Genomic DNA, 18543 nt, shown 5'->3' on the forward strand with positions numbered 1-18543 from the left:
ATGACTAACAGCACCTTTGAATTTATTCGTCACCTGACAAACTTAAGTATAGAACTAGAGGCCAATGGCGTTAGCGGAGCGCCTCTGGAAGAGGTTCGCTTGCGCTGTCATGCACCTGAAGGGGTATTAACTCCATCGCTACGTCAGGAAATAGCTGCACGAAAAACAGAAATTATCCTGTTTTTACAACAAGCAAAGCAGGTTAAAAGCTCTCATCAATTGCCCATTCCGAGAGTGCAACGAGACGGTGAAGCTCCACTATCTTTTGCTCAACAACGACTCTGGTTTTTGCACCATTTGTCACCAGACAGTCGGTCTTATAATTTGCTGGATGCTCAAATACTACATGGGTCGCTGAATATAGTTGCACTAGAGCAGAGCCTGAGTGAACTCATTCGCCGCCATGAGGTTTTAAGAACCACTTTCCCCACCGTAGACGGAAAACCTGTCCAAGTCATTGCTCCTCCCACTGCCTTAACTTTGCCAATTCATAACTTGCAGGGGTTGTCAGCGCAACAGCAGACTGAGCAAATTCGAGAAATGGCCAAGTCTCTTGCGTCCCAGCCTTTCGATTTAGCTGTTGGGCCATTAGTACAATTCACTCTACTCCAACTGAGTAACCAGGAATATGTACTGCTGTTGAAAATGCACCACATCATCTACGATGGCTGGTCTTTGAACATCTTTAAACGTGAGTTATCTCAGCTATATGCAGCTTTCGCTCAAGGATTGCCCAACCCACTACCGGAATTATCCATCCAGTATGCTGACTTTGCAGTTTGGCAACGCCAATGGCTAACAGGCGAAGTCCTGGAACGGCAACTGAATTACTGGCAGCAACAGTTAGCTGATGCCTCAGTTGTACTAGAACTGCCAACTGATAAACCACGTCCTCCAGTTCAGACATTCCGGGGTGGAGTTGAGCGTTTCCAACTCGATCGCCACCTTACACAACGCCTCAAGCAGTTGAGCCAAGAGTCAGAAGCAACATTGTTTATGACTCTACTGGCAGCTTTTTTGGTCTTAATTTCTCGTTACAGTGGTCAGTTAGATATTATTGTTGGCTCTCCCATCGCTAACCGCAACAACAAGAGCGTTGAGCAGCTAATAGGTTTTTTTGCTAACACCATAGCATTAAGGGGCGATCTCTCTGGCAATCCCAGCTTTGCTGACTTTTTAGCGCAAGTGCGGCAAACCACATTATCAGCTTATGCTCATCAAGACTTGCCCTTTGAGATGTTGGTGGAAAAGCTACAACCAGAACGAGATTTAAGCCGTAATCCCCTGGTACAAGTGCTATTTTCTCTCCAAAATGACTCACAGTCTTTTTTGGATTTGCCAGGTTTAACCACCCAGAAAATGTCCTTACCACTTGATGAAATGGTCAGGTTTGACCTAGAAGTGAACTACTGGGAAGTTTCAGGAGGTTTAGAAGGCGTATGGTCTTACAATGCTGATTTATTTGATGCGGCAACCATTGCCCGCATAGCCCAAAATTTTCAAACTTTACTACAAGCAATTGTTGCCAATCCTAGAGAACGAATTGCAGAATTACCTCTGTTAACGATCGCAGAACGTCATAAATTGTTAGTAGAGTGGAACAACACTCAAGTAGACTATCCCCAGGATAAGTGTATCCATCATCTATTTGAGGAACAAGTTGAACGTACTCCCGATGGTGTGGCAGTTGTGTTTGAAGATCAACAACTGACTTACCAGCAATTGAATACTCGCGCTAATCAGTTGGCGCATTACTTGCGGTCTTTGGGTGTGAAAGCCGATGTACTGGTAGGGTTGTGTGTAGAGCGATCGCTCTTCATGATTGTGGGCATACTAGGGATTCTCAAGGCAGGTGGGGCTTATGTACCACTTGACCCAGACTATCCGGCTGAACGTTTGAGCTTTATGGTAGAAGATGCTCAAGTTTCGGTGCTATTAACCCAACAACAATTAGTAGAATCTCTGCCCAAACATCAGGCGCGTGTAGTTTGCTTAGATACCGGTTGGGAAAAAATTGCTCAAAAGTGCGAGTTCAATCTGGAAAACGCCGCAACACCCGATAACCTGGCTTATGTCATTTACACTTCCGGTTCTACAGGTAAGCCCAAAGGCGTTTTAGTCAATCACAATAATGTAACTCGTCTGTTTGCAGCGACAAACTCGTGGTATAATTTCAACTCTAAAGATGTCTGGACATTATTCCACTCTTATGCATTCGATTTCTCTGTTTGGGAAATTTGGGGTGCATTACTGTATGGTGGAAAACTAGTAGTAGTGCCGTATTTGGTGACGCGATCGCCTGAATCTTTTTATAATTTATTGTCTCAAGAAAAAGTCACAGTTCTCAACCAGACCCCTTCAGCCTTCCGCCAATTAATTCAAGCTGAACAGTCAATAGCAACGGTTGATGATTTAAAATTGCGCTTAGTAATTTTCGGTGGAGAAGCCTTAGAACTCAAGAGTTTGCAACCTTGGTTTGAGCGACACGGCGACACAAGACCCCAGTTAGTGAATATGTACGGGATTACAGAAACTACCGTACACGTTACCTATCGCCCACTGAGCAAAGCCGATTTGCAAAGTACGGCAAGTGTAATTGGTCGTCCGATACCCGATTTACAGGTATATGTGCTAGATGAACATCTTCATACAGTACCAATTGGTGTTTCAGGTGAAATGTACGTTGGTGGTGCTGGGGTAGCGCGTGGTTATCTCAATCGTCACGAGTTAACCCAACAACGGTTTATTTCTCATTCTTTTGTGGAGGCAGGAGGAAGTAAACTATACAAAACAGGGGATAAAGCGCGTTACTTACCCAATGGCGAGCTAGAGTATTTAGGACGCATCGACAATCAAGTTAAAATTCGCGGTTTCCGCATTGAGTTGGGAGAAATTGAAGCATTATTGGCTTCTCATCCAGATGTGTGGGAAAGTGTGCTGGTAGTTCGGGAGGATGAACCGGGGGACAAACGTTTAGTTGCTTATGTAGTCAAGAGTGATAAATCACTCACTACTAACCAATTGCGTCAGTTTCTCAAGGCGAAACTCCCAGAGTACATGGTTCCAAGTACTTTGGTAATACTTCCATCCTTACCCCTAACTGCCAATGGAAAAGTAGACCGTCGCGCCCTACCCAAACCAGAGTTAGACGACACAATACTAGAAAAATATGTTGCCCCACGTACACCTGTTGAGGAAATACTGGCACAAATTTGGGCGCAAATCCTCAAAATAGAGCAAGTTGGCATTCATGATAATTTCTTTGAACTGGGTGGACATTCTCTATTAGCAACGCAACTGGTTTCACGCATCCGCAACATTTTCAAAGTAGAACTACCTTTGCGTGAGTTATTTGCCGCCGCCACAGTTGCTGAATTAGCTCAATCGATTGGGCAATTACAGCAACAGAATTTAGAACTTCATACATCACCCATCGTACCTAGAGCAGAAAATACTGAATTACCACTGTCGTTTGCTCAACAGCGTCTTTGGTTTTTAGACCAGTTACAACCAAACAGTTCCTTCTACAACATACCTGTAGGTTTGCATATTCTGGGAACGCTTAATCAAGTTGCCTTAGAACAAAGCTTATCTGAAATTATTCATCGCCATGAAGCTTTACGCACCAACTTCATCGCAGCTGATGGACAACCAACTCAAATTATTCAACAACAGACGAATTGGACTGTTAATTTTGTCCAGTTGCAACATTTACCAAATAATGAAAAAGAAATTGCCACACAGCAATTAGCGCAACAACAAGCAACTCAAGCGTTTGACTTGGAACAGGGAGCATTAGTTAGGGCAACATTAGTAGTACTGTCCGAGACAGAACACGTCTTATTACTGTGTATGCACCACATTGTCTCTGATGGCTGGTCAATAGGCGTGTTGATCGAAGAACTAGCATCGCTCTACAATGCTTATTCAATAGGTCAGCCGTCACCCTTAGCACCACTGCCTGTACAGTACGCAGATTTTGCTTTATGGCAAAGACAGTGGTTGCAAGGGAATGTATTGCAAAGTCAACTCTCGTACTGGCAACAACAATTAGCAAATGCACCAACTTTATTACCCTTACCCACAGACAGACCCAGACCTGCTGTGCAGACTTTCTCTGGTGCATATCAAGAGTTTCCGCTTTCAGTTGAGTTAACAAATAAATTGGTAAAACTAAGTCAAGAGCAAGGAGCCACCTTGTTCATGACGTTGTTGGCAGCTTATGATACCCTACTTTATCGTTACACGGGACAAGAAGATATATTGGTGGGGTCTCCCATCGCTAACCGCGATCGCTCTGAGTTAGAAGGGTTAATTGGCTTTTTTGTCAATACCTTGGTCATGCGTACTGACTTGGCAGGCAATCCGAGCTTTAGCGAATTATTGGGTCGTGTTAGAGACATGGCAATGCAAGCATACACTCATCAGGACTTACCTTTTGAAATGCTGCTCGAAGCATTGCAGCCAGAACGGGATTTGAGCCATACACCATTGTTCCAGGTGATGTTTTCACTCCAGAATAGTTCCCTATCTGAATTGGAGTTAGCTGGATTAACTGTCAATCACCTGAAAGTAGAAGGTATAACTGCCAAGTTCGATTTAACTTTATTAATGCAGAAGACCTCTAATGGACTAGTAGGTGTTTGGGAGTACAACACTGATTTGTTTGATGCTAGTACCATTGAGCGCATAACGGGTCATTTTGTGACCTTACTTGAAGGTATTATCGCTAGCCCAGAACAGAAAATTTCCCAATTACCGCTACTGACACCATCTGAGCAACAGCAATTACTGGTCGAGTGGAACGATACAAGTGTTAATTATCCTCTAGATAAGTGTGTTCATCAGTTGTTTGAGGAACAGGTTAAACAAATCCCCGATGCTGTAGCAGTTGTATTTGAAAATCAACAACTTACCTATCACCAGTTAAATTGCCGTGCTAACCAGTTGGCACGCTACCTCAAGTCTTTAGGAGTGGGAGCAGATGTACTGGTAGGTATTTGTGTAGAACGCTCAATAGAAATGGTAGTGGGACTGTTAGGCATTCTCAAGGCAGGTGGAGCATATCTACCACTTGACCCTGAGTATCCAACTGAGCGTTTGCATTTTATGCTCGAAGATGCTCAAGTTAGGGTATTGTTGACCCAGCAGCGACTCGTTGATAGACTAGCCCAGTGTGAAAAGGCAGGGGGGCAGGGAGCAGGGGGCAAGGAGCATGGGGCCTTTAGCTCTCCAGGCTCTTATCAAGCAAAGCTCGTTTGTTTGGATACTAACGCTGAGGTGATTTCTCAGTTCAGTCAGGACAATCTAATCTCTGATACACAAGCACCTAATTTAGCTTATGTAATTTATACCTCCGGTTCTACAGGTCAACCCAAGGGAGTGCTGATTGCCCATCAAGGGTTGTTAAATTTGGTGTTCTGGCATCAACGCGCCTTTGACATCACTTCCTCAGACAAAGCTACTCAGCTAGCAGGAACAGCATTTGATGCTGCGGTATGGGAATTATGGCCTTACCTCACCGCAGGAGCAAGTATCTACTTAGTCAAATCTCAACTACTTACTTCCCTAGAAAATCTACGAGACTGGTTGATTTCCAACAAGATTACTATCAGTTTCCTGCCAACACCACTAGCTCAGGAATTATTGTCTTTGGCATGGCCAACTGAAGGTTTGGCTTTGCGAACTATCCTAACTGGAGGAGATAAGCTTCATCAGTATCCATCAGAGTTAATTCCCTTCCAAGTAGTGAATAATTATGGCCCAACCGAGAATACTGTTGTTACAACTTCTGGGCTGGTAGTTGCTAAAGAACAAGAGCAGATATCACCAAGCATTGGGAAAGCGATCGCTAACACACAAGTCTACATTCTAGATCGCAATCTGCAACCAGTACCCGTGGGTGTGCCAGGAGAGTTGCATATTGGTGGCGTAGGGTTAGCCAAAGGTTATCTCAACCGTGACGAACTAACTCAGGAAAGATTCATTAACAACCCCTTTGACAATTCAAAATTATATAAAACAGGGGATTTAGCCCGTTATTTACCAGATGGCAATATTGAATACTTGGGACGTATTGACAATCAAGTAAAAATACGCGGGTTCCGCATTGAGTTGGGAGAAATTGAAGCCGCACTCAGTCAAAATAGTCATGTGCAGGCATCTTGTGTCATACCCCGCGAAGATACCAGGGGCGATAAACGCCTAGTTGCTTACATAGTTCCACATCAAGGCTTTACACCAACTATCGGCGAACTACGGCAATACCTGAAAACAATACTCCCAGAGTACATGGTTCCAAGTACTTTTGTGATCTTGGATTCTTTGCCGCTAACTCCCAATGGGAAAGTAGACCGTCGCGCCCTGCCCAAACCAGAGTTAGACAGCACACTACTAGAAAAGTATGTCGCCCCACGCACACCCGTTGAGGAAATACTGGCACAAATTTGGGTACAAGTTCTCAAAGTAGAACAAGTGGGCATTCATAATAACTTCTTTGAATTGGGTGGACATTCTTTATTAGCAACGCAACTGCTTTCACGTATCCGCAACATTTTTAAAATAGAATTACCTTTGCGTGAGTTGTTTGCAAAAGCAACAGTTGCTGAATTAGCTCAATCGATTGGGCAATTACAACAACAAAACAGCGAATTTACTTCTTCACACATTTTAAGGCGGGCAAAAGATGCAGAATTACCGCTATCATTTGCCCAAATACGGCTGTGGTTTTTAGACCAGTTCGAGCCAAATACTTCTTTATACAACATCCCCATAGCTTTACGTCTAGTAGGAACTCTCAATCAAGCGGCACTACAACAAAGCTTGCAAGAAATAATTGCTCGCCACGAAGCTTTACGCACCAACTTCATTGCAGTAGATGGACAGCCAACTCAAATTATTCAAACACAAACGAATTGGACAGTATCAATTGTTGACTTACAGCATTTATCTACGGATGAACAAGAAATAACTGCACAACAATTAGCGCAACAACAAGCAACTCAACCGTTTGAATTGGCAACACAAGCATTAGTTAGCGCAAAATTAATAGTGCTGTCCGAGACAGAACATATATTTTTAGTGTGTATGCACCACATTGTCTCGGATGGCTGGTCAATGGGTGTATTTGTCCAAGAACTTGCATCGCTGTACAATGCTTATTCTCAAGGTCAGCCAACACCCTTAACACCACTACCGATTCAATATGCAGACTTTGCACTGTGGCAAAGAGATTGGTTGCAAGGTGATGTACTGCAAAGCCAATTGGATTACTGGCAAAAACAATTGGCAGATGCACCAACTTTATTAGGACTGCCCACAGATAGACCTAGACCTGTTGTGCAAACCTTTGCGGGCACATATCAAAAGTTTACACTGTCTGTTAAGTTAACTGAAAAACTGAAAAAACTCAGTCAGGAGCAAGGAGTAACCTTGTTCATGACCCTGTTGGCAGCGTTTGATACCTTACTTTACCGCTACACAGGACAAGAAGATATTTTAGTTGGCTCGCCGATCGCCAACCGCGATCGCTCTGAGTTAGAAGGGTTAATTGGCTTTTTTGTCAATACTCTAGTATTACGTACTAATGTCTCAGGCAATCCTAGCTTTAGCGAGTTACTAGCTCGTGTTCGGGAAATGGCCATAGATGCATACTCTCATCAGGATTTACCTTTTGAAATGCTAGTAGAGGCATTGCAGCCAGAACGACATCTCAGCCATGCGCCTCTGTTTCAGGTAATGTTTGTGCTTGAGAATGAGTCTAAGTCTCAATTAGAGTTGGCTGGGTTAACTGTCAGTCCAATGGTGTTAGAAAGCGCAACCGCTAAATTTGATTTGACTTTAGGAATGCAGAACACGCCCACTGGACTGGTGGGTGCGTGGGAATACAACACTGATTTATTTGATGCTTCTACCATTGAGCGATTGACTGGTCATTTTGTCACATTGCTCGAAGGTATTGTTGCTAACCCCCAAGAGCGGATTTCCCAATTACCTTTACTGACAACGACTGAGCAACAACAGTTATTAGTGAAGTGGAATAATACTCAGGCAGATTACCCTGAGAATAAGTGTATCCATCAATTGTTTGAGGAGCAGGTAGAGCGTACCCCAGATGCAGTAGCAGTTGTGTTTGAAAGCGAACAACTGACTTACCAGCAGTTGAACACTCGCGCTAACCAGTTAGCCGACTACTTGCGCTCATTAGGCGTAAAACCAGATGTGCTAGTAGGCATTTGTGTCGATCGCTCTATAGAAATGGTTGTGGGGTTACTGGGCATTCTCAAGGCGGGTGGAGCTTATGTGCCACTCGATCCTGATTATCCTACTGAGCGCCTACGTTTCATGTTAGAAGATGCTCAAATTCCAGTATTACTCACGCAACAGCATCTAATTGAAAAGCTACCTGAACATAAAGCTCACATTGTCTATTTGGATACTGATGGTTATAAGCTTGACCAAGCTAGCGAAATTCCTAACCTCAGCGAAGTTAAAGCATCAAACCTAGCTTATGTACTTTATACCTCCGGTTCGACAGGTAGACCAAAAGCAGTTGCTATCGAGCATCACAGTCCCGTTGCTTTGGTGAGTTGGGCAAAAGAGGTTTTTACAAAAGAAGAACTTGCTGGTGTCTTAGCTTCTACCTCTATTTGTTTTGACCTCTCGGTTTTTGAGTTGTTTGTAACTCTTAGCGTGGGCGGAAAAGTCATCTTAGCTCAAAATGCTTTGCACTTATCCACTCTGACTGCTGCCAACCAAGTCACTCTGATTAATACAGTCCCAAGTGCGATCGCACAGTTAATTCGAGATGATAATCTACCACAGCAGGTATGCACAGTTAATTTAGCTGGTGAACCTCTGCAAAATCAACTTGTGCAGCAAATTTATCAGCATAGTAAAGTCAAGCGTGTATTCAATCTCTATGGCCCCTCAGAAGACACTACTTACTCGACATTTAGCTTGGTGGAACAAGGCGCAACCACTTCACCAACCATCGGTCGGCCAATTTCTAACACGCAAATCTATATTCTTGACCAATATCTACAGCCAGTTCCCGTAGGTATCCCAGGAGAGTTACACATCAATGGTGCGGGATTGGCACGCGGCTACCTCAACCGCCCAGAATTAACACAAGAGAAATTCATTCCCAACCCGTTTGATGCTGGCCGCCTGTACAAAACTGGGGATTTAGCACGCTATTTACCAGATGGCAACATTGAATACCTGGGACGCATCGATAATCAGGTAAAAATTCGTGGCTTCCGCATCGAGTTGGGAGAAGTTGAAGCAGTATTGAGCCAACATAGCGATGTGCAAGCATCTTGTATCATCGCCCGTGAAGACACTCCCGGCGATAAACGCCTAGTTGCCTACGTAGTACCGAAGCAAGGCTTTGCACCCCCTATTAGCCAGTTGCGCTCCTTCCTCTCTGGGCAACTGCCACAGTATATGGTGCCACATACTTTCGTCATCCTAGAGTTTTTACCCTTAACTCCCAACGGCAAGATAGACCGTCGCGCTTTGCCTGAACCAAACTTACACGGGTTACTAGAACAAAGTTTTGTAGCCCCGCGCAATCAAATTGAAGAAATACTAACGCAGATTTGGGTAGAAGTTCTGAGAGTCAAACAAGTAGGTATTCACGATAACTTCTTTGAACTCGGTGGAGATTCCATTCTCAGTATTCAAATTCTTGCCAAAGCAAAGCAAGCAGGGCTGCAACTGACCCTCAAACAACTGTTTGGAAATCAAACGATCGCTCAGTTGGCAGCAGTAGCGGGTACAATCAAGGCGATCGAGGTAGAACAAGGATTAGTTACAGGAAAATTACCTCTCACACCAATTCAACACTGGTTCTTTGAGCAAGATTTACAACAGCCGCACCACTTTAATCAATCGTTTCTGCTGTCAGTACCCTCTGACCTCAAGCCAGAGTTATTGCAGCAAGCCTTACAACAATTGCTGGTACATCATGATGCTCTGCGCTTACGTTTTACACAGTCTGAGTCTACTTGGCAACAAATTCACTCTGCTCCGAATGATAAGGTTGCTTTCTCTCACATAGACTTATCGGCACTTCCAGAGAGCGAACAACAAGCAGCAATTGAAGCTAAAGCCGCTTCCCTTCAGGCAAGTTTAAATCTATCAGAAAATTTAGTGCAGGTTGCCTTTTTTGCTCTGGGTATTGACAAAAGGGCACGATTACTCATAGCAATTCACCACTTGGTAATTGATGGTGTTTCTTGGCGGATTTTATTAGAAGATTTGCAAACAGCTTATCAGCAACTTGCCCAAGGTCAAGAAATTGTGCTTCCTGCCAAGACAACTTCTTTCAAGGATTGGTCTTACAAGTTAACAGAATATGCACAGTCGGAAACCCTCAAATCCGAGGTTGCTTATTGGCTAAACGAATCTCGTTCCGCAGTTCCTTCTATTCCAGTTGACTACATACGAGGAGTAAACACTGTTGCATCTACCAGTACAGTATTAGTGTCGTTAAATGAGGCTGAAACTCTTGCTTTACTGCAAGATGTACCAAAAGCTTACAACACTCAAATCAACGATGTATTACTAACTGCCTTGGTACAGGTTTTGAGCAGATGGACTCAATCAAGCTCTGTACTGTTCAACTTAGAAGGTCATGGACGAGAAGACATTATTGATGGTGTGGATTTGTCACGCACTGTCGGTTGGTTTACAACCATCTTTCCTGTGCTTGTGGAACTGGAAGCAACAGAAAAGCCGACGGATGCTTTAAAATGTGTCAAAGAACAACTGCGTGCTATTCCTAATAAGGGAATTGGCTACGGGCTATTGCGTTATCTGAGTCAGGATGCAGAAATCGCTACCCAACTACAGGTATTACCGCAAGCAGAAATTAGCTTCAATTATTTGGGTCAATTCACTCAAGTTCTGAACACATCTTCTTGGATGCAAGTAGCTAGTGAGTCTGCTGGAGTTGAGCATAGTTTAGATAATAACCGCGCTCATCTCCTAGACATCAACAGCATCATTTCTGGAGAACGACTACAAATAAATTGGATTTATAGCACCAATGTCCATCAGCAAGAGGCAATTGAGAATTTAGCACAAGAATTTGTCAAAACATTACAAGAACTAATTGCCCATTGTTTAGATCCACAAAATGGCGGTTATACACCTTCAGATTTCCCATTAGTTAAGTTTGACCAACGAAAACTAGACCAGCTCCTAGTAAGCCCAGCATTGAAACAAGGACTACAAACTAACTGGCAAAATATTGAGGATATTTATCCGCTCTCTCCCATGCAACAGGGTATGTTGTTTGAGAGTTTGTATGCTCCAGACTCAGGAGTATATTTCGAGCAGGTAATTTGCACTTTGACAGGTAATTTGGATGTCAAAGCATTTGAAAAAGCTTGGCAGCAGTTAGTAGCGCAGCATTCAATTTTGCGGACTGGTTTTGTTTGGGAGCAATTGATTCAGCCACTGCAAGTTGTGTATCGGCAGGTCAAAGTTACTGTAGAGGTTTATAACTGGCAAGAGCTATCTGCACAAGAACAGCAACAGCAATTAGAGCTTTTCTTAAAGTCACAGCGGCAACAAGGTTTCCAACTGTCTGTTGCACCACTAATGCGCTTTCATCTAATGCAGTTGAGTGCCGATAGTTATCAGTTTGTTTGGAGTCATCATCATTTATTGCTTGATGGCTGGTCGTTACCTTTGGTTTTCAAAGACCTGCTGCATTTTTATCAAGCAATTTCTCAGGGTGAAAGTTTACACTATAAATCTGCTGCGAACTACCGCAACTATATCGCTTGGTTACAGAAACAAGATTTAGCTCTAGCTGAAAAATTCTGGAGGCAAAAACTCCAAGGTTTTACTGTTCCTACTCCTTTAACAGTCGATAAGCTACTGCCAAACCAGGGAAATGGCAACGCTAGCTATGGCGAACAGCAAATTCAGTTAACAGTACTAGTCACAACCGCAGTTGGGTCTTTTGCACGACAGCATCAATTGACAATTAGTAATTTAATACAGGCAGTTTGGGCAATACTGCTGTGTCGCTACAGCCAAGAAACAGATGTAGTGTTTGGTACGACTGTATCTGGTCGTCCGCCATCTCTTGTTGGTATTGAGTCGATGGTAGGGCTATTTATCAACACATTGCCAGTGCGAGTTCAAGTTTCAGCAAATACCCAACTGCTAGATTTGTTGAAAGATTTACAGGCGCAGCAAGTTGAGTCTGAGCAATACTCATATAGTTCGTTAGCAAATATTCAGGGTTTTAGCGAAGTTCCCAAGGGAATGTCTTTGTTCGAAAGTATTGTTGTCTTCGAGAATTATCCTGTTGATGCGACAATGCGATCGCACAATTATGGTTTCGACCTAGACAATATTCACGGCATTGAACAAACCAATTATCCTCTGACTTTAGTTGCGATCGCTCGTGAACAATTGTTGGTGAAAATTAGCTATGATACTAGCCGCTTTGACGATGCAACGATCGCTCGAATGTTGGGTCATTTCCAAACATTGCTTGAAGGTATTATTGCTAACCCAGAGCAGCACCTAGCGCAATTGCCTTTACTGACACCATCTGAGCAACAGCAGTTAATTGTCGAGTGGAACGATACAAGCCTCGATTATCCACAAGATTTGTGCATCCATCAGTTATTTGAGGAGCAGGTAGAGTATACACCAAATGCTGTAGCGGTTGTATATGAGAATCAACAACTTACATACTGGGAATTAAACTGTCGTGCTAACCAGTTAGCCCACTACTTACGCTCCTTGGGCGTGGGAGCCGATGTACTGGTCGGTTTGTGTGTGGAACGCTCAATAGAAATGGTGGTGGGACTTTTGGCAATTCTCAAAGCTGGTGGGGCTTATGTACCTTTAGACCCAACATATCCCCAAGAACGCTTGGCTTATATGCTGAATGATTCACAAGTGCGTGTACTGTTGAGTCAAGAGAAATTGGTCAGTGGACTACCAGATCATGGGGCGCGTGTAGTCTGCTTAGATACTAACTGGGAAAATATATCTACTGAAAGTCAAGATAATCCCATTAGTGATTTGACAACTGATAACTTAGCTTATGTCATTTATACTTCAGGTTCTACAGGTCAGCCGAAAGGCACTTTAGTTAATCACTCTAATGTAGTTCGTCTATTTGCAGCCACAGAAGCTTGGTATAAATTCAATCAAGATGATGTGTGGACATTATTCCACTCCTACGCCTTCGACTTCTCCGTGTGGGAAATTTGGGGTGCATTACTGTATGGTGGACGACTGGTAGTAGTGCCTTATTTAGTAACGCGATCGCCTGAATCTTTCTACCAGTTATTAGCTCAAGAAAAAGTCACAGTTCTCAATCAAACACCTTCCGCCTTCCGCCAGTTAATTCAAGCCGAACAATCAATGGCAACTGCTGACGACTTGAACTTACGCCTAGTAATTTTCGGTGGCGAAGCCTTGGAACTGTTGAGTTTACAACCTTGGTTTGAGCGTCATGGCGACACAAGACCCCAGTTAGTGAATATGTACGGGATTACAGAAACTACCGTACACGTTACCTATCGCCCACTGAGCAAAGCCGATTTGCAAAGTACAGCAAGTGTTATTGGTCGTCCAATCCCCGATTTACAGGTGTATGTGCTAGATGAACATCTTCATACAGTACCAATTGGTGTTCCAGGCGAGATGTACGTTGGTGGTGCTGGAGTGACGTGTGGCTATCTCAATCGTCTGGAACTGACACAACAAAGGTTTATCTCTAACCCCTTCACTGATAAACCAAAAGCGCGATTATACAAAACAGGGGATAAGGCACGTTATTTGCCGAATGGCGAGCTAGAGTATTTAGGACGCATAGATAACCAAGTGAAGGTGCGGGGCTTCCGCATTGAGTTGGGAGAAATTGAGGCATTACTGGCAACTCATCCAGATGTGTGGGAAAACGTTGTGGTAGTGAGAGAAGACGAACCGGGCGACACTGGTACTGAGCGGAGTCGAAGTAAACGTTTAGTTGCTTATGTAGTGCCGCAAAAAGAACAATCTCTCACAACCGCAGAACTACGTCGCTTCCTCAGCAACCAACTGCCAAGCTACATGGTTCCAAGTGCTTTTGTACAATTAGAAGCCCTACCACTAACAGCAAATGGTAAAGTAGACCGTCGTGCTTTACCTGCACCTGACAGCACCAGACCAGAACTAGAAGATGTTTTTGTCGCGCCTAGCACAAGAGAAGAGAAAATATTAGCCGCTATTTGGACTAAGGTTCTCGGTGTCGAGCAAGTCGGTATTAATGATAACTACTTTGCCTTGGGTGGAGATTCTATCCGTAGCATTCAAGTGTTGTCTGAAGCTAAAGAACAAGGTTTAGGTATCTCTCTTGTACAGCTATTCCAACATCAAACCATTTCCCAGCTAGTTCAAGAACTCAAAACCCAAGAGCAGAATCTTACACAATTATCATCAACTCAACCATTTAGCCTGATTGCGATCGCAGATAAACAAAGCTTACCTGATGGTGTAGAAGATGCCTATCCCCTTGCTATGCTGCAAATGGGAATGCTCTACCACAGTGAGTACAAAAAAGATGATGCATTATATCACGAAATTAGCAGTTTCCATCTCAAAACCCGTCTTGATGTTCGACTTTTGCAAGTCGCTGTCCAAGATTTAGTTAATCATCATCCTGTACTGCGGACTTCATTCGATCTGAGTAACTTCAGTATTCCGTTACAACTGGTGCATCAGCAAGTTGAGCTTCCCTTGCAAATGGAAGATTGGTGTCACTTGAATCATTCCGAGCAAGAAGAAACCTTAGCTGCTTGGTTTGAAGCCGAAAAGAAACGGCATTTTGATTGGACTCATGCTCCCCTATTACGCTTTTTTGTTCATCGTCGTACACAGGAGACATTTAATCTCACTTTGAGTTGCCACCACGCTATTTTGGACGGGTGGAGTGTTTCCTCAATGATGGCTGAGTTGTTTAATTGTTATTTATCACTTTTAGGCGAACAAGCCAATTATGTATCGCCACCATTAAGTATTGCATACCGGGATTTTGTCGCCTTAGAGCAACAAGCGATCGCTTCATCGTCAACTCAGCAATACTGGAATGAGAAGTTACATGATAGCACTTTCACTAAAATACCTCGCTGGTCTTCTGTACCAACAAATACTAATGTTGTAGAAGTTGGCGTACAAGATGTAACTTTATCTCCTCAAATTTCTGAAAGCTTAAAACAACTGGCTCAATCCGCAGAAGTTCCACTCAAGAGTGTGCTGTTGGCTGCTCATCTGCGAGTGTTAAGTCTTCTGGGAGGTCAGTCAGACGTACTAACTGGTTTAGTAGCCAACGGGCGACCGGAACAAAGCGATGGTGAGCGAATCCTGGGACTATTCCTCAATAGTTTGCCATTGCGCGTGGAATTGACTGGGGGCAGATGGATAGACTTAGTACGGCAAGTGTTTACCGCCGAACGAGAAATGTTGCCCCACCGTCGCTATCCACTGGCAGAAATCCAGAGAAATTTGGGTGGTGAGCCTTTATTTGAGACGGCGTTTAATTTTGTGCATTTTCATGTCTACCAACAGGTATTGGAACTGAATAATTTGCAACTGTTAGGTGTCAAGTTTTTTGAACAAACCAATTTCACTTTTGCCACTCAATTTAGTGTTAATCCCAGGTCATCTGAGGTAGAATTGCGACTTCAGTACGATGCCTTAAAGTTATGTCCTGAACAAATTAATAGGATTGGTGAATACTATTTCAATGCTCTGGTGGCAATGGCAAACCAGCCACAAGGATGCTACGAGTTGCACTCTCTTGTTTCTGAACAAGAACAACACCAGTTATTAGTTGAATGGAACCATACTCAAGCAGATTATCCTCAAAGTAAGTGTATTCATGAGTTGTTTGCAGCGCAGTCTTTGAGTACTCCGGATGCAGTAGCAGTGGTATGTGATAATCAACAACTGACTTACCAGCAGTTGAATTGTCGGGCTAATCAATTAGCGCATTACTTGCGCTCCTTGGGTGTGGGAGCAGATGTACTGGTTGGGTTGTGTGTGGAACGTTCATTAGAGATGTTGGTGGGACTACTTGGCATTCTCAAGGCGGGTGGAGCTTGTGTGCCGCTTGACCCAGACTATCCCCAAGACCGCTTGAGTTTTATGTTGGAAGATGCTCAAGTTGCGGTGCTAGTAACCCAGCACCATCTTGTTGAAAGACTGCCTGAGAATCAAGCAAATGTTGTCTGTTTGGATACCGAGTGGCATCTAATTTCTGAGCATAGCCAGGAAAATCCCATAACTGGTGTACAAGCAGCTAACTTGGCTTATGTAATTTATACCTCTGGTTCTACAGGCAGACCCAAAGGGGTGATGATTTCACATGGTGCGATCGCTAACCACTGCTGTATTATGCAAGAGGCTTTTGGACTTGTGCCGAGCGATCGTGTACTCCAGTTTACCTCAATCAACTTCGATCCCTCATGGGAGCAGATATTTCCTACACTGACCGTTGGCGCGACCTTGTTGGTTCGAGGTTGGGATGTATGGACTCCAACAAAGTTACATCAAATAATTTCCGATTTTGGACTTACTGTCGTTAATCTCCCAACAGCTTATTGGCAACAATTGACTCAAGAGTGGGCGACAACACAAGTACAAAATGAGAATAGTCAAATGAGACTTGTAATTATTGGTGGAGAAGCGATGTTACCCGAATACGTTGCTCTTTGGCAAAAACTCCCAATGTCTGGTGTTCGTTTGCTCAATGCTTATGGCCCCGCAGAAGCAACTATCACAGCAACCCTGTTTGAAATTCCTCCCCAGTTCAGTGAAGACACCAATCTCACCACAGTTCCTGTTGGTCGTCCAGTAATTAACAAAACTGTATACATTCTTGACTCTCACCTACAACCAGTACCTGTAGGTGTGCCAGGAGAGTTGCACATTGGTGGGAACTGTTTGGCACAAGGCTACCTTAACCGTCCAGAATTGACCAACGAGAAATTCATTCCGAACCCGTTTAGCGCTGACCCAGATTCCCACTTATACAAAACAGGGGATTTAGCACGCTATTTATTGGATGGCAACATTGAATACCTGGGACGCATTGATAATCAGGTCAAGGTTCGGGGCTTCCGGATCGAGTTAGGTGAGATTGAAGCAGTACTAAGCCAACATGACGATGTGCAACTATGTTGTGCCATCGTCCGTGAAGATACCCCAGGCGATAAAAGCTTAGTCGCCTACATTGTGCCGCAAAAAGAGGTGACACCGACAAACAAAGAACTGCGACAATTCCTGAAAACAAAGCTGCCAGAGTACATGATACCCAATGCTTTTATTTTCCTAAAAGCACTGCCACTAACTACTAACAGCAAAATAGACCGCCGTGCTTTACCTGCACCTCCTAGCACCAGTAATTCAGATAGATTTGTTGCGCCTCGTAACCATTTAGAACTGCAACTAACTCAACTCTGGTTAAAGATTCTCAAAATCGACAAGGTAGGAGTACAAGATAACTTTTTTGACCTCGGTGGTCATTCCCTTGTAGCTCTCTACTTAATGGCTCAAATTAAACAGCAGTCTGGTAAAGATATTCCCTTAGCAACCTTCTTGCAGAATCCCACTATCGAACAGTTAGCGACAATTGTCCAAAAAGATTTGGATTACTCTAGTGAGTCTTGTTTGGTAGCAATTCAACCGAATGGTTCTCAGCCACCTTTGTTTTGCCTTCCAGGAGCTGGTGGTACTCCTTTTTACTTGTATAATTTAGCCCGTTGTCTGGGACAAGACCAACCATTTTATAGTTTCCAAGGCAATAGTTTTACTGCTTTCACCCAAGTTGAGGATATAGCTACCCAGTACATTCAAGCACTACAAGATATTCAACCACAAGGGCCGTATTTTTTAGCAGGCCATTCTTTTGGAGGGAAAATAGCCTTTGAAATGGCTCAACAGTTACTTTATAAGGGACATGAAGTTGCTCTGGTTGCCATTCTTGATAGTACAGCACCGTTTTACCAAGAAAAGCTAATAGGTTTTGATTGGGATGATGCTAGATGGCTGGCTGAGTTTGCCAGATCGATAGAACGTTTCTTAGGAAAGAACTTGGATATTTCTGACGATACTTTTCAATCTTTGGTTTGGGAGGAGCAACTAAAATACGTTCTACAGCGTTTAAAAATGGTTGATATTCTGCCTCCCGATGCTGATACTACGCAGCTTAACAATCTAGTGCAAGTTCTTAAAACTAACTCTCTTATAAATTATGTACCACAACAGGTTTATCGCACCCGAGTTACTCTGTTACGCTCCAGTGAAACTTCTGTTGAAGAACCTATCGGTGAATTACCTTCTGAGATTTTGCAGGATTCAGCATGGGGCTGGAACAAGTTTTCTGCCGAACCAGTGGATGTCCAATTTGTCCCAGGCAACCATACTACGATGATGACTCAACCTCATGTTCAGGTTTTAGCCGAACGGTTAAGAGCTTTTATTGAGCAAGCCAGCATCTAATTGCAAATATGCTTCCTAGTACTG

Annotated in this window: 1 protein-coding gene; it reads left to right on the forward strand. The window is 43.5% G+C overall.

What is annotated here, in order from left to right; genetic code table 11:
- Positions 1-18519 carry a non-ribosomal peptide synthase/polyketide synthase gene (locus tag AC1F2U_RS18885; RefSeq protein ID WP_480262496.1) on the forward strand — a complete coding sequence of 6173 codons (18519 nt, stop codon included), beginning with the start codon at positions 1-3 and terminating at the stop codon, positions 18517-18519.
- Positions 18520-18543: the final 24 nt, after the last annotated feature.

Source organism: Nostoc sp. LEGE 12454 (assembly GCF_056620565.1).

What these genes read in the sequence shown, in the direction of transcription:
- AC1F2U_RS18885 (WP_480262496.1), top strand. Translation starts at nt 1, where the DNA reads ATGACTAACAGCACCTTTGAATTTATTCGTCACCTGACAAACTTAAGT.